We start from the raw sequence: 19,831 nt of genomic DNA, 5'->3' as shown, positions 1-19,831 counted from the left end.
GCGTGACCCGGCGGGCCGGCTACGGCCGGCTCGCTGCCAAGAGGAGAGATGTTTGCCATGAAGCGTAGGGAATTCATCGCGGCCAGTGCCGCTGTCGCCGCCAGCAGCCTGCTGCCGCAGACCCCGGCATGGGCGCGCGGGCGCACGGTGCGCCTGGCCATGATCGGTACCGGCATGCGTGGCCTGGTGCTGCTGAAGGAGCTGGTGCGCCGCGACGACGTCGAGGTGGTCGCCCTGTGCGACATCGAACCGATCATGCTCGGCCGTGCCATGGAGATGGTGGCCAAGGCCGGCAAGCCGGCCCCGAAGACCTACGGCCAGGACCGCGACACCAATGCGTGGAAGCGCCTGCTGGAACAGAAGGGGATCGATGGCGTGATCATCGCCACGCCGTGGGAGTACCACGCGCCGATGGCGATTGCCGCGATGCAGGCCGGCGTGGCCGTGGGCTGCGAAGTGGTGGCCGGCATCACCCTGCAGGACCACTGGGACGTGCTGAAGACCCAGCTGAGCACCGGCACCCCGTACATGCTGCTGGAGAATGTCTGCTACCGCCGCGACGTGATGGCGGCGCTGCAGATGGTGCGCCAGGGCCTGTTCGGCGAACTGGTACACCTGCAGGCCGGCTACCAGCACGACCTGCGCGGCGTGAAGTTCAATTCCGGCGACCCGAACCAGCCCTACGACAGCGGCGTGGAATTCGGGCCGAAGGGCTGGAGCGAAGCACGCTGGCGCACCGAGCATTCGGTGGAGCGCAACGGCGAGCTGTACCCCAGCCACGGCATCGGCCCGTGCGCGATGTACACCGGCATCAACCGTGGCAACCGCTTCACCCACATCAACGCCTTCGCGACCAAGGCACGCGGCCTGCACGAATACACCGTGGCCAAGAGCGGCGGCACCACCCACCCCAGCACCAAGGTGAAGTTCAAGCTGGGCGATATTGTGACCACCACGCTGGCCTGCGAGAACGGCGAGACCATCCTGCTGCAGCACGACACCTCGCTGCCGCGCCCGTACTCGATGGGCTTCCGTGTGCAGGGCACCAAGGGCCTGTGGATGGACGTGAACCACTCGATCCACATCGAAGGCCGCAGCCCGCCGCACCAGTGGGAAGAGTTCAAGAAGTACCAGGACGAATACGAGCACCCGCTGTGGAAGCAGAATGCCGACACCGCCGCCAGCGCCGGCCACGGTGGCATGGACTGGTTCGTCATCCATGCCTTTGTTGAAGCGCTGAAGGCCAAGGCGCCGATGCCGATCGACATCTACGATGCGGTGACCTGGAGTGCGATCACGCCGCTGAGCGAGCAGTCGATCGCCAACGGTTTCCAGACGCTGGAGTTCCCGGACTTTACCGCTGGTGCGTGGAAGCAGCGCAAGCCGATTTTTGCGTTCGACGGCAGATACTGATCTGCACACCAACGGCAACGCCGGGCCTTGCCCGGCGTTGCTGCATCCGCCGTATGCTTTGGCATCCATCAGGATGTGTAAGGGCAGACAGCGCATGCGATTGATGACCTTCACCTGCCCGCTCTGCGCCGCCGCAGGCCAGCGGTTTCCACTGCACTCCGCAGGGAAACGCCAAGCGAGGACGGCCTGCCGCGGGTGTGGTGTGGTGCTGCGCTCGGACCCACGTCTGGGCATGCACACGCTCTATCTGCTGTACGCACAGTTCATCGCCACGCTGGCTGTATTTCCCTTGATCTGGGCCTCCACCTTGGGTCGATGGTTCTGGCTGGCGGCGGTGCTGTGCTGGCTGCCCGGCATGATCAGGCACGCACGCAGCCGGATCTGCCGCGCCACACCGGATCCGAATCGAAGCTACGCTCGACGTATGCCCTAGGTGCAGGAACGGGGCGGAGCTGGGGAAGATGGCGCGCCCGGAGGGATTCGAACCCCCGACCAATGGCTTCGGAAGCCACTACTCTATCCGGCTGAGCTACGGGCGCGTTGTAGAACCGCCGCGCCGTCGACCTGAGCCGGGGCGGGCATCGCAGCGCCATGAGGCGGTGCGGGACGGGCATTCTATCCAGTTTCGCCGAACAAATCTCCCCCCGCCGGGCAAAGCCCCGCCGGAGGGGCAGGAGTATCCTATCGCCATGGCTGATACCCCCCTCATTTCGCCGCAGTCGCCGGCGACGCCGCGTTGGCGGCATTACTGGAGTCTGATGCGCGCTGATCGCCCGATCGGCACGTTGCTGCTGCTGTGGCCCACCTGGTGGGCGTTGTGGCTGGCCGCGGGCGGCCTGCCGCCGCTGTGGACCCTGTTCGTTTTCACCGCCGGCGTGTGGCTGACCCGCTCGGCCGGATGCGTCATCAACGACTACGCCGACCGCTGGCTCGACCCGCATGTGGAGCGGACCAAGGCGCGCCCGCTGGCCACCGGTGCGATCAGTGGCCGCGCCGCACTGGCGCTGTTCGCGGTGCTGATGCTGGTGGCGTTTGGCCTGGTACTGACCCTGAACGGGCTGACCATCGGCCTGAGCTTCATCGGCGTGTTCCTGGCCGCCAGCTATCCCTACCTGAAGCGCTACACCCATCTGCCACAGGTCTACCTGGGCATGTCGTTCGGCTGGGGCATCCCGATGGCCTTCGCCGCCGTGCAGGGCGAGGTGCCGATGCTGGGTTGGCTGCTGTACGCCGGCAACATCCTGTGGTCCACCGCCTACGACACCTGGTACGCGATGGTCGACCGCGAGGACGACCTGAAGATGGGCTCGCACTCCACCGCGATCCTGTTCGGTGATCTCGATCTGGTCATCCAGGGCGTGCTGTACGCGCTGTTCCTGGCCACCATGGCGCTGGTCGGCGTGCGCGGCGGGCTGGGCGGTTACTACCTGGCTGGCGTGGCCGTGGCCACGGTGCTGGTGGTCTACGAGTTCTGGATCTGCCGCAACCGCGAGCGCGGTCCCTGCTTCAAGGCATTCCTGCACAACAACTGGGTGGGTGCCGCGCTGTTTGCCGGCATCGCGGTGGACCTGGCGCTGCGTTGAGACGCGCAGTCGAGCGTGGGCTCGGCCCTACAGCTGACAGTGCTTCTGTAGCGCCCGAGCCCATGCCCGGGCGGCGTCGCACAGCGCCGGGCCTGTCGCCATCTACGACCAATAGGTGGCAGACAGCCCGCACCCTACCGCCCAGAATCGGGCGATCGAACCTGGGAGGGTAGGCGATGGCCTCGACGGCAGCAGTACAGGACGGCTGGATGGCGCGCGCAGCGTTGCGCTCGGCCGCCTGGGCGGAAAAATGGTTCCCCGATGCGTACGTGTTCGCGGTGCTGGGCGTGGTCATCGTCGCACTTGCTGCGATGAGCTTCGGCTCGACTCCGCAGGCCACCGCCAGTGCCTTCGGCGACGGCTTCTGGAGCCTGATTCCCTTCACCATGCAGATGGCCTTCGTGGTCATCGGTGGCTACGCCGTGGCGACCGCGCCAGTGGTCGCGCGCTTCATCGACTTCCTGGCCCGGGTGCCGCGCACCGGCCGTGGTGCGGTGGTGTACGTGGGCCTGGTCAGCATGCTGGCCTCGTTGCTCAGCTGGGGCTTCTCGCTGGTGTTTGGCGGCCTGCTGGTGCGCGCGCTGGCCCGCCGTACCGAGTTGCGCATGGACTACCGCGCGGCCGGTGCTTCGGCCTATCTGGGGCTGGGCGCGGTGTGGGCGATGGGGCTGAGTTCGTCGGCCGCACAGCTGCAGGCCAACCCGGCCAGCATGCCGCCCGGGCTGGTCGAAATCACTGGCGTGCTGCCGTTCACCGAAACCATTTTCCTGTGGCAGTCGATCGCGCTGACCGCGGTGCTGATCCTGGTCTCGCTGCTGATCGCCTGGCTGACGGCGCCGGCCGCCGGCAGCGCTCGTACCGCCGAAGACTTCCCCGGTGCCGCGCAGGCCGAACCGGAGCCACTGCAGCGCACGCGCCCGGGCGAATGGCTGGAATACAGCCCGCTGCTGACCGTGCTGCTCTCGCTGCTGGCGTTCGGCTGGCTGTTCAACGAGTTCGCCAGCAAGCCGGTGGTCACCGCCATCGCCAACCTCAACACCTACAACTTCCTGTTCATTTCGCTGGGCCTGCTGCTGCACTGGCGGCCGCGCAGCTTCCTCAACGCGGTGGCCAAGGCAGTACCGAGCACCACCGGCGTGCTGATCCAGTTCCCGCTGTACGGCGGCATCGCGATGATCCTCACCCACGCGGCCGGCGGTGATGGCCAGACGCTGGCGCACCGCCTGTCGAGCCTGTTCGTGCACGTGGCCAGCACCGACAGCTTCGCGCTGGTGATGGGGGTCTATTCGGCGGTGCTGGGCTTCTTCGTGCCCTCTGGTGGAGGCAAATGGATCATCGAGGCGCCCTACGTGATGCAGGCCGCCAACGAACTGAAGGCGCACCTGGGCTGGGCGGTGCAGGTCTACAACGCCGCCGAGGCGTTGCCGAACCTGATCAATCCGTTCTGGATGCTGCCGCTGTTGGGCGTGCTCGGCCTGAAGGCACGCGACATCGTCGGCTTCACCTTCATCCAGCTGCTGGTGCACATTCCGCTGGTGCTGGGCCTGTTGTGGTTGCTGGGCATGACCCTGGTGTATGTGCCGCCGGTGATGCCCTGAATGCAGGGCGGGCTTCCCTTCGCGCCCCGGTAAGCCAGCCACCTTCAGCGCGTGTTTCCGCCAGCGAGTGCCATGAATGCGCGCCGTGCTGACCACGGCATGAGCATATGCCGAACCTGCATGAATCCTTCAGGCGCTTGTGCCGCAAGGGTCTGCGCGGGTTCATTCACAGTCGTACACACGAATGTAGCCGGCCACCCACGCGTGATTAACCAATCGCTGCAGACGATGGCCCCGTCCACCGCATTCCGCGAGTGGCTTTCGGAGAACGGACATGGCACAGCAGAACCAGAACCCGAACCAGAAGCAGCAGGGCCAGCAGAACCAGCAGGATCAGCAGCAGGGCCGTGGCCGCGACCAGCAGCAGCAACAGCAGCAGGAACAGCAGAAGCGCAACCAGAACCAGCAGCAGGGCGGCCACGACGAAGAAGAATGACCGCGTTGCGTGTGCAACGTGACCGATGAAGCCCCGCCCCGTGCGGGGCTTCGCTTACTCCAGCACGCCGATGCGTTGCAGTACCGGTGCCGCGGACATGTCGTTCGGGTTGGTGCCGGGCTGGTCCTGTGGGACCTCCATGCCCATGCCGCGGTACAGATCAATCCAGTGCTGGGCGATCTGCCCGGTCTGCACGTTGCGGAAGTTCATCGGCTGCAGCTGGAACACGTGGTGCGCACGGAACGCGCGTTCGATGAAGTCGGAGCAGTAGTAGCTGTCCTCGTTCAATACATACGCCGTGTTGTAGGGTTTGCCCAGCATCGTGCGCGCGGTCGCGACAGCATCCTTGATGGCGGCCTGCTGCGGCGCACGCAGGCGATAGACCACGATCTGCCGCTGCTTGGCACGCGCGTCCTGGCGGAACTCGGCCAGCGACTGCCGGCGCGATCCCTCCTCGTCCGCATGCAGCACCTCCCAGCCCTTCGGCGCCGAAGCCACCAGGGCCACGTGATCGAAACTGGTCGAACCCTGCTTGCCGGTGGCATCGTCGATGGCCGCGCTCAGGCCGCTGCGGCCGGCGGTCACGAACAGCAGGTCGCCTTCGTGGACATCGACGGCCCTCGCCACGGCCGGCCACAGGGCGGGCAGCAGCAGGCCGATCAGGAGCAGGAGGCGATGCATGGACAGTCTCGGACAGGCGGAATGCCGGAATTGTAGGGTGCGCGATAGCATGGGGCGACCGAACCGGATTCAGGATGAGCCCATGCGTCGATACCCCTCTCTCGTCATGCTGATGCTCGCCTGCAGCGTGGCAGTGACTGCCTGCAAGCCCGCGCCGCAGGCCATGCCCGTCGATCCCGAACCCGCTGCGCCGGCCACCACGGCCGCAGCGGCCACGCCGGCTCCGGTGCCTGCGCGCAATGAATGCCCCTACCCGGAATTCGATGCCTTCCTGAAGCACTTCGGGAATGAGATCACGCTGCAGGAAAAGGCCACTGCCGATCCACTGCTGGACAGCTATATCGATGCTGAGGCCGAGCCGGAACCGCGCAAGGTGGAAAGCCGGCTGGCGCTGGCCGATGTCGAGTGGCCGGTGATGCCGGATCCCGCCGCACTGGCCGGGCAGGGCCGCGAGCTGCAGGTCAACACGCTGGCCGATGGCCAGCGGCAGGTGCAGATCCGTACCCCGGACAGCAGCGACCAGCAGACCTATACCTTCGCGCAGGTACCGTGCTGGACCTTGGTCAAGCGTGAGGATGAGTCGATCTGAGGCCTGATCCGGCACAGGCACGGTGGCGGAGCGGCTGCTACGCTCGAGGCCTGAACCAGGCAGGGAGAGGCCGATGCAGATTCGCACGATGCGTACCACCACCACCGCCATTGCCACACTGCTGGCGATGGTGCCTTTCACCAGCCTGCATGCGCACTCGCTGCACGCCGACGATCGCGTCTACTTCGCCAGCGCCGCGGCGGAACAGAGCGCGCGTGATGCGCTGGGCAGGCAGGCGGACGTTCTGCAGCACGCTGCCGGCATGGCGCCCGCGGAACGCTTCCAGCAGGCCGAAACCATGGAGGCGCAGTGCCTGCGCCACCACAGCTACCTGCACCTGCAGGCCGCCCGCAATGCGCGCGATCATCGACCGGCGCAGGCACTGGACCAGGTGATGGGGCTGTGCAGCCGCATTGCCCGCACCGGTCGCGCCGCGCTGCGCGAGGCGCCTGCGGACGCAGCCTGGGCCGCACCGTATGCCTTCCTGCGCACGCGCGCAGTGAAGGAGGCCGCCGCCCCAGCCAATGCCACGCTGGATGAAGCGGTGGATGCATTGGCGGATCCGGCGCTGGACAGTTTCGCGCGCCTGCGCGGGCAGATCCTGCGCACGGCCGCGTACCCGCAGGTCGAGCGCGATGGGCGGCGCTGGGATACGGGGCGCGACAGGCAGGCGCTGGCCCGGCATCCAGACCGTGCCCTGCGCGAGGCGGGCTGGAAGGGGTACTGGCAAGGCCTGCAATCGCGCCGCGAACCGATGGCCTCGGTGCTGCTGGGCCTGGTGCAGGTGAACGACGCCGCCTCGCGCCTGCAGGGGGACGGTCCGGCGCCGGCACGCGGCTATCAGCACATGGGCGTGGAAGCATCAACAGTAGACGCAACGTTGCTGGCGATCGAACTCCATGCAGGAGATCGAAGCGCCTACCAGGACATGCTGCTGCGCCACGCCGCGCGCGCTGGCATCGACGCGCCGCAGATCTGGGATACCACGGTGCCTGATGCCGGTTACGCGCCGCCGGTGCTGTCGCTGGCGCAGCTGCGCGACACCGCCGCCGACGCCATGCAGCACCTGGGGCCGGCGTACGTCGCCGAGCTGCGCGCGTTGCTTGATCCGGCCAGCCACCGCGTGGACCTGGCCACCGAACGTGGTGACCGGAGCCAGGATGCATTCCCGTTGAACGCCCCCGGTACACCCGCGATGTTGTTCGTTGGCGTGCGCAGTGGTGATCTGGAGAGCGATGTCGAGATCGCGCACGAAGCCGGGCACGCCCTGCATGGTGAGTGGATGCAGCGTGGCCATGCCTCGCCGTTGCAGCGCAATGGCAGCCCATGGCTGACCGAGGCGTTCGCCATCTACAACGAGCTGCGTTTCCGTGACCAGCTGTACCAGCAGGCACAGGACCCGCGGGCCAAGGCCTATTACCTGAAGTCGCTGCTGGACGACATGGTGCTGCAACTGTTCACCTCGTCCGAGGAAGCGCAGCTGGAGCAGTCGATCTATCGGGGCGTTGCCGCCGGCACGCTGGGCACGGCCGACGATCTGGATGAGCTGACCGGCCAGGTGCTGGCGCGCTTCGGCCAGCAGCCGGAGCGCTACCCGCAGCTGCGCAACAGCTGGATCGCCAAGCGCCTGATGTATGACGACCCGAACTATCTGGTGAACTACCTGTATGCGGGGCTGCTGGCGGTGCAGCTCTATGTACAGGACCAGCGCGATCCGGAAGGGTTCCGCCAGCGCTATCTGTCCGTGCTGGGTGAAGGCTTCGACCGCGCGCCGAACGAACAGGTGGCGCAGCTGCTGGGGCACACGCCGGACTGGACGGCCCTGGTGGATGCCGATCTGCAGGTGTTCAACCAGGCGGTTGCGCAGTTGCAGGCATTGCATGCGCGGATCGAAGTGGCGCAGAACCTGTCCGCGCCGTAGCGCGCCGTGTCAGATCGCCGCTACCTGCCAGCCCTGCGCCTCGTCGCGCAGCTCCCCTCGGCCGGTCACGTCGCCCACCTGCAGCGTCAGCCCCCGTCCATTGGGTAGATCTTTCTGCTCGGGGAACCAGCGCCTCTCCGCGGCGACCACGATCAGCAGACCCTCGTCATCGCCCATCGGTGCGAACTGCGGCGAAGGCGGACTGATCGGTTGCAGGCCGAAGCGCTGGCTGGCCTGCTCGCGCACTGCATCGACATCGTGGCTGGGCAGGCCGACTTCGCTGAGGCAGGTCAGTTCACTGCCATGGAACACGCCTTCGCGCGTGCTGGTGGGCAGACGGCGACGACCGATCAGTTCCAGGATCAGGCCGTCAGGCCCGGTGAAGTACACCGACTGCGACTGCCAGCTGCTTTCCAGCGCGAAGTAGTCCAGCCCGGCAGGATTGCGCTGCAGGGGCGTGCGTTCGCGCAACCAGGCCATCGCTTCGCCGAAACGGTTGTCCGGTACATTGAAGGCCAGGTGCACGCCACCGACTGGTCGCCCCTCGGCCGGTTGCAGTTGAATCGTGCTCCAGCCGATGTGTACATGGTGGCCGACAACGCGCTGTTGCAGCACGTCGTGGAAATACGCAGCGACCGCGACCACATCGGAAACCGGCAGCGTGAGGTGCAGCAGACGCATGGCCCATCCTCCCTGTATGCATCCACTGTAGCGCTGCACCCTGCCAATCGGCCACTAGCGCAGAGCGTCGCCGAAGAAACGTTCTGTCGCATCAATCGCCTGTGCGTGGGTCTGCGCCTTCGGCACGGCGGTGCTGCACAGCGCCGCCAGTCGTTGCCGGCCGGGCGCAGTGCACTCGGACAGGAAATCGTAGTGGCCAACATCTGGCAGGCGTGTCAGCGTCGCACCCGGAATCACTGCCTGCGCAGCGTCGCCATTGCTCGCCGGTGGGGCAACCTTGTCCGCGTCGCCCAGCAGGATCGACACCGGCTGCTGCAAGGAGGACAGCTGTTCAGGCGCGAATGCCTGCACGATGGCTGGAGCCAGCAGGAACACGGCCCGCACACCGGGAATCGCGCGTGACCTGTCGGCCTCGGCGATCCAGGGAGCGAGCGCGGGCGAAGACGCAGCGGCCAGGCGTGCTTCCATTGTGTGCGTGGCCGCTTCCTGCTGTGGTTGGCACACGCCGTCATCTGGATGCGCGCGACAGAACGCCAGCAGTCGTTGCAAGTCGGGGCGTGCGCCAGCGGCCAGCAGCGCCGTGTAACCGCCGGCGGAGAAGCCGACCACGCCCAGTCGTCCAGCGTCGACATGGGGTCCCAGATTCGGATCGGCCTTCACCGCCGCCAACGCGGTGCGCAGATCGTCCGCGCGCAGCCAGCTCAGCATGCTGCCGGTCAGCGTCATCTCGTCGGCACCGTTGTTGCCGGGATGATCCACCGCGATCACCAGATAGCCTTCCCGCGCCAGCGCCGTGCCCAACCAGCCCATCATGCGTGCACTGCCGCCGTTGCCGTGTGACAGCAGCAGCGTGGGCAGGCGATCACCCGCGACCGGTGCATCCTTGGCCGACCGGCCGACGTCGAAAAGCGGCGCGTCGGGTGGGCCGATGGTCAGCGCAGTCTCCCGGCTGCTGGCCGGTGCCGGATACCAGACCGTGTAGCGAAGCGCGTCGCGCTGCGCTGCGTCGCGCACGGCGGCACTGGCCACCGTCGTGGTGCCATGGCGCTCGCCGGCTGTCCAGCTGCCATCTGCGTGGGCGGAGGACGCCGCTGCCATCAGCAGCAAGCCGGTCATCGCCGTGGTCATGCGCATCTTCAACTCCATGTCAGCAGGGGCATTCGTCCACCGGCAACCAGATCTCCACGCCGCCGTTGCCGGTGTGCTCATCGAAGCGGGTGTCGTAGCGCTCCAGGTCCGGTGCCTCCGCGAGGGTAAGGCCGGAGCCGGGCAGGTAATGGTCCAGCAGCCAGAACCAGGTGGAGCGGATGGCCGAGATGTGCCCACCATGCCAAGCCACCAGGTAGCGCCGCCCGGGTACATCCACGCGCTGCCAGTGCGCAGGCACATGGCGAAGTGAACCGACCGGCAGCGCGGCGACATAGTCGAAGCCACCGTCGTCATCACTGTTGCAGCACACACCGAAACTGATCGGGGCCGGCGCCGGCCATTCGCGATTGAGCTGTGCCCACTGCCCGGGAATCGCACCGCCGCTGTCGCGCGTGTGGCGCCTGCCGATCCCGGCCACCTGGAACGCAGGGGTGTCGAGCAGGCGTGGTGCCTCACCGCAGGCCGCCGGCGCATCGTCCACGCGGATCGCCTGCACCAGGGCCAGTCCACCGGTGCCCTGCTCACGCACCCGCTCGGGCGTCTGCCCGAACTGCTCGCAGAAGGCGCGGGTGAACGCGGCGTGGGTGGTGTAGCCGGCGCCCAGCGCCACCTGCAGGATGTCGCCCGCGCCGCTGGCCAGGCGCTGCGCGGCAGCGGTCAGTCGCCGTCCACGCAGGTAGCGCATCACCGAGGTGCCGGTACGGGCCTGGAACAGGCGCGACAGGTGGAACGGCGACAGCCCGGCCGCTGCCGCGATATCAGCCAGTGCCAACGGCTGCTCCGCATGGGTCTCGATGTACCACAACGCCTTGCCCGCCGCGCTCATCCTGCCGTCCCCCAGTTCCAATGCGGGCACAGTAGCCGATCAGCGGGCGCGGCGTTTAGCAGTTCTTGCGCATGGCTGGCACCCAGCTGTCGCACTGACGTCATGCCTCCTTCACAGATCGCGCCGAGACTGCGCGCCTTGTCCAGCGCCGCACCGTCTGTACCGGCGCTGGCCCTGTCGCGTTCTCCCGGAGCCCTGCCGTGCATCGTTCGAAGCTTTCGCGTTCCATCCTCCTTGCCCTTTCCATGGCCGGCGCAGGAGGCGCGATCGCAGCGGAGGCCGATGCGGTCGATGCCAGCAGCGGCAGCCGCGCCATGCCCACCCAGCTCGATGCGATGCTGGTCACCGGCACCCGCGCGTCCAACCGTACCCAGTTCGAAACGCTGGCACCGGTGGACGTGTTCACCAAGGAAGACATCACGTCCGTTGAATCCACCGACCTGAAGGACGTGCTGGCCCAGCTGGTGCCGTCGTTCGTGGTGCAGCGCCTGCCGATGGCCGATGGCCAGGTGTTCGTGCGCCCGGCCACCCTGCGTGGCCTGTCGCCGGACCAGACCCTGGTGCTGGTCAACGGCCGCCGCTTCCACCGCAGCGCGCTGCTCGGCAACCGTGGCGCGCAGGCCGCCGACCTGGCGCAGATTCCGACCAGTGCAATCAAGCGCATCGAGGTACTGCGTGATGGTGCGTCCGCGCAGTACGGCTCGGATGCCATCGCCGGCGTCATCAACATCATTCTCGAAGACGGCCCGGGCACCGAGATCACCGCCGGTTACTCGCAGTACGCACAGGGCGACGGTGCCTCGCGCAACTTCAGTGCGCGCACCGGCTGGTCGCTGGGCGACTATGGCAGCCTGGTGCTGTTCGCCGAGTCGTTCAATTCCGATGCCACGTCGCGTACCCGCCAGCGCCCGGATGCCATCGCCTTCCAAGCGGCCCATCCGGAGCTGGACGTGCCCAACCCGGTGCAGCGCTGGGGCCAGCCGGACCTGGAAAGCCGCCGCGTCGGCTTCAACGTGAAGGCCAACGCCAGCGAGGCGCTGGAGCTGTACGCGTTCGGACTTTACAGCCACAGTGATGGCGTCAGCGATTTCAACTGGCGCAACCCGGACACCACCACCGGTGCCTACCGCACCACGTCGATCTTCCCGGGCTGGAACCTGCGTTCGCTGTACCCGGTCGGCTTCAGCCCGCAGTACGGCAACGTGCAGAACGATCTGCAGCTGGTCGGCGGCCTGCGTGGCGAGATCACGCCGAAGCTGCGCTGGGATGTCAGTGCTTCGTATGGTCGCAACGCCATCGACTACAACCTGAAGAACTCGATCAATGCCTCGTTGGGTCCGGCCAGCCCGACCGCGTTCGACCTCGGCCGCCTGACCCAGACCGAGAAGAACGCCAACGCCGACTTCAACTACGAATGGGACGTGGCCGCGCTGTCCAAGCCGATCAACGTCGCCTTTGGTGGCGAGTTCCGCCAGGAGACCTACAAGGTGCGTGCCGGTGATCCGGCCTCGTATGCGGTGGGTCCGGGCGCCGTGGCGGGCCTGGAGGCCAATTCCAATGGCGCACCGGGCTTCTCGGCCAGTCAGGCCGGGCAGTGGAGCCAGCGCAGCAAGGCCGCCTACGTGGACATGGAAGTGCCGCTGGGCGAGCGTTGGAGCATCGGCGCGGCCAGCCGCTACGAGGACTTCTCCAGCTTCGGCAGCACGCTGGATGGCAAGCTGTCGGCGCGCTTTGCGATCACCCCGGACGTGGCCCTGCGCGGCACCGTGTCGACCGGCTTCCGCGCACCGACGCCGGCGCAGCTCAACACCACCAGCACCAGCCAGGGCCTGGACACGCGCACGCTGCAGATCTTCACCAGTGGCCGCCTGTCGCCGAACGATCCGCTGGCGCAGCTGCTTGGGGCCAAGCCGTTGAAGCCCGAAGAATCGCGCACCGCCTCGCTGGGCCTGACCTGGCGCAGCGATCTGGGCCTGTCCGGCTCGGTGGATGTCTACCAGATCAAGCTCACCGACCGCTTCAGCCAGTCGGCCAGCTTCGCCATTCCGGCCGGTACGCCCAACCCACTGGGCTACACCTCGGTGAACTACTTCACCAACGACTTCGATACCACCACCACCGGCGTGGACGTGGTCGGCAACTACCTGCGCGATCTCGGCGCCGGCCGCATGACGCTGACCCTGGCCTACAACTACAACCGCACCCGTGTGGACAACGGCAGCACCTCGGTGGCCACCAACGAAACCCAGCGCGTGCTGTTCGAGGACCGCCTGCCCGAGCACAAGGGCAGCCTCACCGGCAGCTGGGACGTCGGCGCCTGGTCGCTGATGGTGCGCATGCGCTACTACGGCGCCTGGACCGATTCCAGCGGCAATGCAGTGGGCGACATCTACCAGCGCTTCGGTGCGATGAGCTTCCTCGACCTGGCTGTTGGCTATCGCATCAACGAGCACCACAGCCTGCGCGTGGGTGCCGACAACGTGTTCGATCGCTACCCGGATGAGGCCACGTTCCAGGCCAGCCGTGGCCTGGTCTACTCGCGCAACGCGCCGTACGACACCGACGGTGCCAACCTGTACGCGCAGTACCGGCTGACCTTCTGATGGACGCTTGTCGTCGCTCCCTGTTGCGCGCCGGTGCATTGCTGCCGGCCGCAGTGGCACTGTCTTCACTGCCAGCCATGGCTGCCACGCGTTACGCTGCGCCGATGGAGATTCCCGCAACGACCGTGGCGCCGGACGTGCTGGCCCGCGATGAAAACTACTGGGCCACCGTGGCCAGCCAGTTCGACATCACCGACGAAGTGAACCATCTGGAGAACGGCTACTGGGGCGCGATGGGGCTTGAGACGCTGGCCAGTTACCAGCGCCACACCGCTGACGTGAACCGTGGCAACGCCTGGTACGGCCGCCGTGAATTCCCGGCGCAGTACATGGCAGTACAGCGGCAGGTGGCCGAGCTGCTGGGCGTGGGTGCGGATGAGATCGCGCTGACGCGGGGCGCCACCGAGGCGATGCTGGCGCTGATCGGTGGCTACAACCGCCTGCAGCCCGGCGACCAGGTGCTGTACGCGGACATCGACTACGACAGCATGATCGGTGCGATGCGCTGGCTGCAGCAGCGCCGTGGCGTGCAGGTGGAGCGCATCGCGCTGCCGGCGGTGCCGGACCACGCGCAGATTCTGCAGGTCTACGAGACTGCGTTCGCGCGGTTGCCACGCCTGAAGCTGGTGTTGTTGACCCAGGTCAGCCATCGCCACGGGCTGGTGCTGCCGGTGGCCGCGATTGCCGAACGTGCACGTGCGCGCGGTATCGAGGTGATCGTCGATGCCGCGCACGGGTTCGGCCAGATCGACTACGCGGTGCCGCAGCTGAAGTCTGATTTCGTCGGCATCAATCTGCACAAGTGGATCGGCGCGCCGGTTGGTGTCGGCGCGATGTACGTACGCAGGGGACGTGTGGCGGACCTCGACCCGTACATGGGCGAGGCCGACGATGGCCGTGTCGGCAGCCGCGTGCACACCGGCACGGTCAACTTCGCCGCCTATCTGGCGCTGCCGGAGGCGATCGCATTGCACCAGCGCATCGGCGTGGCCAACAAGCAGGCGCGCCTGCGCTACCTGCGCGAGCGCTGGACCGTACCCGCGCGGCAGATGACGCACATCGAAGTGCTGTCCTCGCCGGATCCGGCGCTGGCCAGTGCATTGGCCAGTTTCCGCCTGCGCGGCCACACCTCGGTGGAACAGAACCAGGCACTGCAGAAGCGTCTGGTGGATGAACATCGGATTTTCACCACGTACCGCGATGGCCTGGAATCGGGTGCCTGTGTACGGGTGACGCCGTCGGTGTTCACCCGGCCAGCACAGATGGACGCGCTGGTGCAGGCCCTTTCCGTCTTGGCCTGACCCTGCTTCGGTAGGTGCCAACCAAGGTTGGCATCTACCGAAGCGGATCGCGTAGATCCACGCCCTGCGTGGATGCTCTCCACCTACCGTTCGATGGCCGGCAACGCATCCGACAACAGCAATCGGTCAATCCGTCGCAACGCGCTTTCCAGCTGCCTGCGGTCGGCTGCCAGCCCCAGTGACAGGCGCACCCCATTCGGGTGCGACACGCCGGGCGGGCAGAACGCCGATGACGGCGCAATCGCCAAGCCCTGCAGCTGCGCAGTGCGAACCAGGGTCGCGTCGGTCCACGGCGCCGGTATCCGGCACCAGGCATGCAGGCCTTCGGCACGCTGCAGCAGCGACGGTGCCAGCAGATAGCGTGCCATGCGCACGCGCTCGCGTGCTTCGCTGCGCACCTGCGCCAGCAACGATTGCGCCGAGCCATCCAGCAGCAGCTGGCTGGCCAGCGCCGACACCAGCGGATGGCCCATCAACCGCGTTGCCCGCAGCGCGGCCGTCATCGCCTCGGCGCGTGCGGCACTCGGGCAGTGCACGAAGGCAGTGCGCAGGCCGGGGCTGATCACCTTCGACAGCGTCGCCACGTAGAACACATGGCGCGGCGCCAGTGTCGCCAGCGGCGTTGGCGCGTCCTCGGCAAGGTGCCAGTACGGATCATCCTCGATCGCCAGCAGGCCTTCGCGTTCCAGCACCCGCGCCAGCGCCTCGCGCCGCTGCAGGGGCAGGGTAAGCGCGGTCGGGTTCTGGCAGGTGGGGTTGAGATACACCAGCCGCGCGCCGCTGTCGCGTGCCTGCCGCGCCAGCGCCTCGGGGCACATGCCGTGTTCGTCGCCGTCCACCGGCAGCAGCCGACGCCCCAGCGCCGCTGCGGCCTGCAGCAGGCCCGGATAGACCAGCGCATCGCACAGGATCGCATCGCCATCGCGGCCCTGGCTGACCAGGATCGCGGCCAGCGCCACCTGCGCGCCTTCGGTCAGCAGCAGGCAGTTGTCATCCACGGCGCCCAGCATCGGCTGCAGCCAGCGCGCCGCGGCATGGCGATCAGTGGGGTTGCCGCCCCCCAGGTGATAGGTCATCAGGTTCGGTGCGTTGCTGCGCGCAAGCACGGCGGCGGCGCCGCGACGCAGCGTCTCCGCCAGCGCGTCGGCATCGGGCACCGGCGGCACGTTCATGCTCAGGTCCACCACCTGGTCGAAGCCGGCCTTGGGCGGTGCGATGAAGCTGCCCTGTGGTCCACGCGCTTCGATCAGGCCACGCTTGCGTGCTTCATCGAAGGCGCGGGTGACCGTGGTCAGGTCGATGCCCAGCTGCTGCGCCAACGCGCGCTGCGAGGGCAGGCGCTGTCCGGGTGCCAGACCACCACGGCGCACCGTGCGCTCCAGCGAATTGACGATGCGCAGGTAGATCGGACCGCTGTGCGCGAGCACGTCCTGCACCCACTCGCGCGCTGCGACATCCGGTCGCGGCATGTACGGAGCATGTCGGGGCGTATCGTTGCGTCCAACGGCGGGCGCCTGTCCATAACCATCGGTCGGTTCGGACAGGTGACCGCCGTTGTTGTTTGCGGCGGTCGCGCCACCCAGAGCCAGTGATGTCATTGCGCGTCCTCAGCGCTTGGCCTGCCACGGGCAGTAGCAGCCCACGGCAAGCAGTCCTTTGGGGCGCACGGTTTCACCACGCACCAGTCTGTCCAGCAGCGGTTCGACGAAACTGTTGGCCGAGTTGCAGACCATGCCGATGCTGTACGGCCCTGCGTAGGCCAGATGGCCGTGCCGGTCCCAGATCGCCACGGCAGGGCTGGCCGGGATGTTCTCGATGCCGTCGATGGTCGGCAGGTTGATCACCTTGCTGCGCAACGGCTCGGGCAGCTCGCCCTGCGTGCCCGGGCGGCGGATCGCATAGAAGTCGATGCCGGCGCGGCGGTACATGCTGATCAGGTAGCTCAGGTGCGCACCGGTCTCGCGGTTGCACACCCCGCAGGCCGGGTCCCAGAAATGCACCACGCGGATGCGGCCCGTATCTCCGGCCAGATCGGCCGGCAGGCGCAGCTGCGAGTCGTCGAAGACGATGGCCTGTTCGGTGAACGTGGACTGCGCGCTGTAGCCGAAGTACTGCCACAGCGCAGCCGCCACGCCGGCCATGAACAGGCAGGCGAGGGCGATCATCGTCGGCAGCAGCCAGCGGCGACGCGGCGCGGCTGCGCCCATCAGGACGCGTCCCCGCCGAACTTGTGCTCGTACTGCTTGCGCATCTCGCGGCAGGAATCGGCCTGCGCACGGCGCTGGATCTCGCTACGCGACGGATCCTCGCTGCGCTGCACGCACTGCTCGATGGCATGGCGTTCGGCCGCCTGCACATCCACGGTCTGCGGCTGCAGGCAGACCCAGGCCAGCGCGGCCAGCATCAGCACGACAAAGCCACCGCAACCGGCCATCACCACGTGGAATTTCACTTTCTCGGTGCGCATTGACGCACGTCCCTTCATCCATACATTGCATACAAAATATCATCTTGTATGGATCTCGCGCCACGTCGACGACTCAGACGATGGCGCTGTGCCGGGCCTCGGGCGCTTCAGACAGGATCTCGTTCAGCTTGGACAACGCTCCGGCCAGCGCGCCCTGGTCAACCGCACCGCCCAGCGACAGGCGGATCGCGTTGCCCGGCGGCGGCTCTTCCACGCTGAAGGCATCGGAGCTGGCGATGCCCAGGCCTTGTTCCTGTGCGGCCTGGATCAGCCGGTACTGGTCCAGCCGTAGCGGTAGCGGCAGCCACACGTGCAGGCCGGCCGGGTGCGCCTGGGCACGGGACGGCAGGTACTGCGCGGCAATCGCCTGGCGCTCGCGCAGCTCCTGCTGGAAGCGCTGCACCATGTCCTGGGCCTGGCCGCTGCGGATCCACTGTGAAGCCACCGCCACCATCGACTGGGTCGGCATCAGGGCGATCGCGCGCAGGGCGTCCAGCACCGGCTCCATCGGCTCGCCGGCCGGCACCACCAGGTAAGCGGTGCGCAGGCCCGGGGCCAGGCACTTGGACAGGGTGGAGATGTAGTAGACAGGGCAGCCGGCGTCGCGATGCGCGGCCAGCGGCGGCGCGGCGTCCCCAGCCAGCAACCAGTAGGGATCGTCTTCGATCACGGTCAGATCGTGGCGCTTGGCGACGGCCAGCAGAGCCTGCCGGCGTTGTGCCGACATCGTTGCCGTGGTTGGATTCTGGATGGTCGGCACCAGGTAGAGCAGGCGCGGAGGGCGCACCTGGCAGGCTTCTTCCAGCGCATCGGGCAACATGCCTTCGGCGTCCATCGCTACCGGCACCACGCCCCGCTGCAGCACGCGCGAGGCGGCCAGCAGGCCCGGGTAGGTCAGCTGTTCGGCGGCGATCAGTTCGCCCGGCTGTGTGCGGGCCAGGATCAGCGCGCACAGCGCGGTCTGCGCGCCGGGGCAGATCACCACCTGGTCGGCGCCCACCGTGCCCAGCATCGGCGCCAGCCACTGCACCGCGGCGGCGCGGTCCTCGCGGGTACCGGCGCCGACGTGGTAGCTCATCAGTTCACCCTGGCCCAGCTGCTGCCCTACGTGCTGGAAGCCGGCCTCCATGCCCTGCGCGAACGGCGCGCTGCCCAGCAGCGGCGGGATGTTCATGCTCAGGTCCACCGAGGTGCTGCGGTTGCCGGCCGACAGCGCGATGAAGGTGCCGCCGGCGCCCTGCGCGTCGAGCAGGCCGGCCTGGCGCAGTTCGGCAAAGGCCCGGGTAACCGTGGTCAGGTCCACGCCCACCTGCTGGGCCAGGTCGCGCTGCGGCGGCAGCCGGTCGCCCGGGCGCAGCACGCCGTCATCCACCGCCTCGCGCACCTGCTGGGCGATCTGCAGGTACAGCGGGCCGGCGCCCTCGCGGAAGGGGCGAACCCAGGTGCGATTGGGGTGTTTCAGGCGGCGGCCGGCGGCAGGTGGTGTCATCGGTCAGGTTTTTCCATACGTGCAGGTGCACAAGTCCATACAATGATGTATCTTGTATGGGCTTGATTGGAGTCGTTCGCCCTCTTGTAGGCGACCTCGTACCCACAGTGTAGCCGCTCCACGCCCGGGCGCTGCGCGCAGGCGAGCCGATCAAGCGCGCTTCTTCAACAGGGTTGACCTCCAATGAATATCTGCTGGAACCGCATCCGCCTGGCGCTGGTCGCCCTGGCCTGCGTCGGCCTGTCGGGCTGTGACTGGGTGCTGCTGGATTCGAAGGGCATGGTCGGGCTCGCCCAGCGCGACCTGATCCTGATCTGCATCGGCCTGATGCTGATCGTGGTGATACCGGCCATCGTACTGACCTTCGTGTTCGCCTGGCGCTTCCGTGCCGGCAACACCAAGGCGAAATACACGCCGGACTGGTCGCACTCCACCAAGGTGGAGATCGTGGTCTGGGGCGTGCCGCTGCTGATCATTGCCGGCCTGGCGGTGATCGTGTGGAAGTCGACCCACGAACTGGACCCGTACAAGCCGCTGGACGTGGCCGGCGAACCGCTGCACGTGGACGTGATCGCCACCGACTGGAAATGGGTGTTCGTGTACCCGGACCTGGGCATCGCCACGGTCAACCAGCTCAACTTCCCGGCCAACCGCCCGCTGGCGTTCAACATCACCTCCAACTCGACGATGAATACCTTCTTCATCCCGCAGCTGGGTGGGCAGATCTACGCGATGGCCGGCATGCGCACGCAGCTGCACCTGATCGCCAACGAGCCCGGCCAGTTCCGTGGCATGTCCGGCAACTACAGCGGGCATGGCTTCTCGAACATGAAGTTCATCGCCACTGCCAGCAGCAACGAAGACTTCGATCGCTGGGTGGCCGAGGTGCGCAGCGCGCCCGACGCGCTCAGCTTCACGCAGTTCAAGGGGCTGGCCGCGCCGTCGAAGAACGCACCGGTGCAGCACTTCTCCAGTGTTGAACCGCTGCTGTTCAAGAAGGTCATCGACCAGTTCATCGGCGTCGGTGAGAACACCGCTGCTGCTACCCCGGCGGGCGCTGCCGGTGGTGCCCAGGTTTCCCAGGAGTAACGAAC

The 19,831-nt window shown here is 67.3% G+C and carries 18 protein-coding genes and 1 tRNA gene; 10 read left to right on the top strand and 9 right to left on the bottom strand.

Annotation, left to right across the window (positions count from 1 at the left end; all coding sequences use genetic code 11):
* The first annotated feature begins 57 nt into the window (after window positions 1-57).
* Window positions 58-1,413, top strand: coding sequence for a Gfo/Idh/MocA family oxidoreductase (locus QP512_RS19135; RefSeq protein ID WP_286070261.1), 1,356 nt, complete (start codon window positions 58-60; stop codon window positions 1,411-1,413).
* Window positions 1,414-1,507: 94 nt separating this feature from the next.
* Window positions 1,508-1,846 (top strand): hypothetical protein, encoded by a 339-nt coding sequence (locus QP512_RS19130; RefSeq protein WP_286070260.1) that lies wholly within the window; start codon window positions 1,508-1,510, stop codon window positions 1,844-1,846.
* A gap of 29 nt (window positions 1,847-1,875) precedes the next feature.
* Here the strand turns inward: QP512_RS19130 and QP512_RS19125 are convergent.
* Window positions 1,876-1,952 (bottom strand) — tRNA-Arg (locus tag QP512_RS19125).
* 150 nt (window positions 1,953-2,102) lie between these two features.
* Between QP512_RS19125 and ubiA the strand changes: the two genes are divergently transcribed.
* The 3 genes from ubiA (at window position 2,103) to QP512_RS19110 (ending at window position 5,030) form a co-directional block, all read left to right on the top strand.
* Window positions 2,103-2,996 carry a 4-hydroxybenzoate octaprenyltransferase gene (gene ubiA / locus QP512_RS19120; protein ID WP_111178112.1) on the top strand — a complete coding sequence of 298 codons (894 nt, stop codon included), beginning with the start codon at window positions 2,103-2,105 and terminating at the stop codon, window positions 2,994-2,996.
* Window positions 2,997-3,172: 176 nt separating this feature from the next.
* Window positions 3,173-4,594 carry a TIGR00366 family protein gene (locus tag QP512_RS19115; RefSeq protein ID WP_286070259.1) on the top strand — a complete coding sequence of 474 codons (1,422 nt, stop codon included), beginning with the start codon at window positions 3,173-3,175 and terminating at the stop codon, window positions 4,592-4,594.
* A 274-nt stretch (window positions 4,595-4,868) separates the two neighbouring features.
* Window positions 4,869-5,030, top strand: a complete 162-nt coding sequence (locus QP512_RS19110; RefSeq protein ID WP_010482135.1) for a hypothetical protein — start codon at window positions 4,869-4,871, stop codon at window positions 5,028-5,030.
* 54 nt (window positions 5,031-5,084) lie between these two features.
* On the opposite strand, the gene QP512_RS19105 is transcribed toward QP512_RS19110, so the two are convergent.
* Window positions 5,085-5,711 (bottom strand): YiiX/YebB-like N1pC/P60 family cysteine hydrolase, encoded by a 627-nt coding sequence (locus QP512_RS19105; protein ID WP_286070258.1) that lies wholly within the window; start codon window positions 5,709-5,711, stop codon window positions 5,085-5,087.
* Between the two features lie 82 nt (window positions 5,712-5,793).
* Here QP512_RS19105 and QP512_RS19100 point away from each other — a divergent pair, with 82 nt between their 5' ends.
* Entirely contained in the window at window positions 5,794-6,300 is a 507-nt protein-coding gene (locus QP512_RS19100) for a hypothetical protein (RefSeq protein ID WP_286070257.1), read from the top strand.
* 73 nt (window positions 6,301-6,373) lie between these two features.
* The gene (locus tag QP512_RS19095; protein WP_286070256.1) at window positions 6,374-8,221 is read left to right on the top strand and encodes a M3 family metallopeptidase; all 1,848 of its coding nucleotides are present in this window, start codon (window positions 6,374-6,376) and stop codon (window positions 8,219-8,221) included.
* 9 nt (window positions 8,222-8,230) lie between these two features.
* Here the strand turns inward: QP512_RS19095 and QP512_RS19090 are convergent, their stop codons facing one another.
* Genes QP512_RS19090 through QP512_RS19080 form a run of 3 tightly spaced genes read right to left on the bottom strand, consistent with a single transcriptional unit; the run spans window position 8,231 to window position 10,877 of the window.
* Window positions 8,231-8,902, bottom strand: coding sequence for a VOC family protein (locus tag QP512_RS19090; protein ID WP_286070255.1), 672 nt, complete (start codon window positions 8,900-8,902; stop codon window positions 8,231-8,233).
* A 54-nt stretch (window positions 8,903-8,956) separates the two neighbouring features.
* Window positions 8,957-10,036 carry an alpha/beta fold hydrolase gene (locus QP512_RS19085; protein ID WP_286070254.1) on the bottom strand — a complete coding sequence of 360 codons (1,080 nt, stop codon included), beginning with the start codon at window positions 10,034-10,036 and terminating at the stop codon, window positions 8,957-8,959.
* 13 nt (window positions 10,037-10,049) lie between these two features.
* Window positions 10,050-10,877: an AraC family transcriptional regulator gene (locus QP512_RS19080; protein ID WP_286070253.1), complete on the bottom strand. Its 828-nt coding sequence runs from the start codon at window positions 10,875-10,877 to the stop codon at window positions 10,050-10,052.
* Between the two features lie 200 nt (window positions 10,878-11,077).
* On the opposite strand from QP512_RS19080, the gene QP512_RS19075 reads away from it, so the two are divergent.
* Both QP512_RS19075 and QP512_RS19070 read left to right on the top strand, forming a co-directional pair.
* The gene (locus QP512_RS19075) at window positions 11,078-13,480 is read left to right on the top strand and encodes a TonB-dependent receptor (RefSeq protein WP_286070252.1); all 2,403 of its coding nucleotides are present in this window, start codon (window positions 11,078-11,080) and stop codon (window positions 13,478-13,480) included.
* Complete coding sequence (locus QP512_RS19070) at window positions 13,480-14,781, top strand: aminotransferase class V-fold PLP-dependent enzyme (protein WP_286070251.1); 1,302 nt, start codon at window positions 13,480-13,482, stop codon at window positions 14,779-14,781. Before QP512_RS19075 ends, QP512_RS19070 begins: the two co-directional genes overlap by 1 nt.
* A gap of 83 nt (window positions 14,782-14,864) precedes the next feature.
* On the opposite strand, the gene QP512_RS19065 is transcribed toward QP512_RS19070, so the two are convergent.
* From QP512_RS19065 to QP512_RS19050, 4 genes are all read right to left on the bottom strand, one after another.
* The gene (locus QP512_RS19065; RefSeq protein WP_286070250.1) at window positions 14,865-16,379 is read right to left on the bottom strand and encodes a PLP-dependent aminotransferase family protein; all 1,515 of its coding nucleotides are present in this window, start codon (window positions 16,377-16,379) and stop codon (window positions 14,865-14,867) included.
* A 9-nt stretch (window positions 16,380-16,388) separates the two neighbouring features.
* A complete protein-coding gene (locus QP512_RS19060; protein ID WP_286070249.1) occupies window positions 16,389-16,988 on the bottom strand; it encodes a DUF6436 domain-containing protein in 600 nt (199 codons plus the stop codon).
* Window positions 16,988-17,248: a hypothetical protein gene (locus tag QP512_RS19055; protein WP_286070248.1), complete on the bottom strand. Its 261-nt coding sequence runs from the start codon at window positions 17,246-17,248 to the stop codon at window positions 16,988-16,990. The genes QP512_RS19060 and QP512_RS19055 overlap by 1 nt, the downstream gene beginning before the upstream one ends.
* A 73-nt stretch (window positions 17,249-17,321) precedes the next feature.
* Window positions 17,322-18,737 carry a PLP-dependent aminotransferase family protein gene (locus tag QP512_RS19050; protein WP_286070247.1) on the bottom strand — a complete coding sequence of 472 codons (1,416 nt, stop codon included), beginning with the start codon at window positions 18,735-18,737 and terminating at the stop codon, window positions 17,322-17,324.
* Window positions 18,738-18,920: 183 nt separating this feature from the next.
* Between QP512_RS19050 and cyoA the strand changes: the two genes are divergently transcribed.
* Window positions 18,921-19,826, top strand: a complete 906-nt coding sequence (cyoA, locus tag QP512_RS19045; RefSeq protein WP_286070246.1) for a ubiquinol oxidase subunit II — start codon at window positions 18,921-18,923, stop codon at window positions 19,824-19,826.
* The last annotated feature ends 5 nt before the right edge of the window (window positions 19,827-19,831 follow it).

It is taken from the genome of Stenotrophomonas sp. 57 (genome assembly GCF_030291075.1).
Classification (GTDB): domain Bacteria; phylum Pseudomonadota; class Gammaproteobacteria; order Xanthomonadales; family Xanthomonadaceae; genus Stenotrophomonas.
The sequence above is the reverse complement of the archived record's forward strand: the minus strand, read 5'-3'. Positions and strand labels throughout refer to the sequence as shown.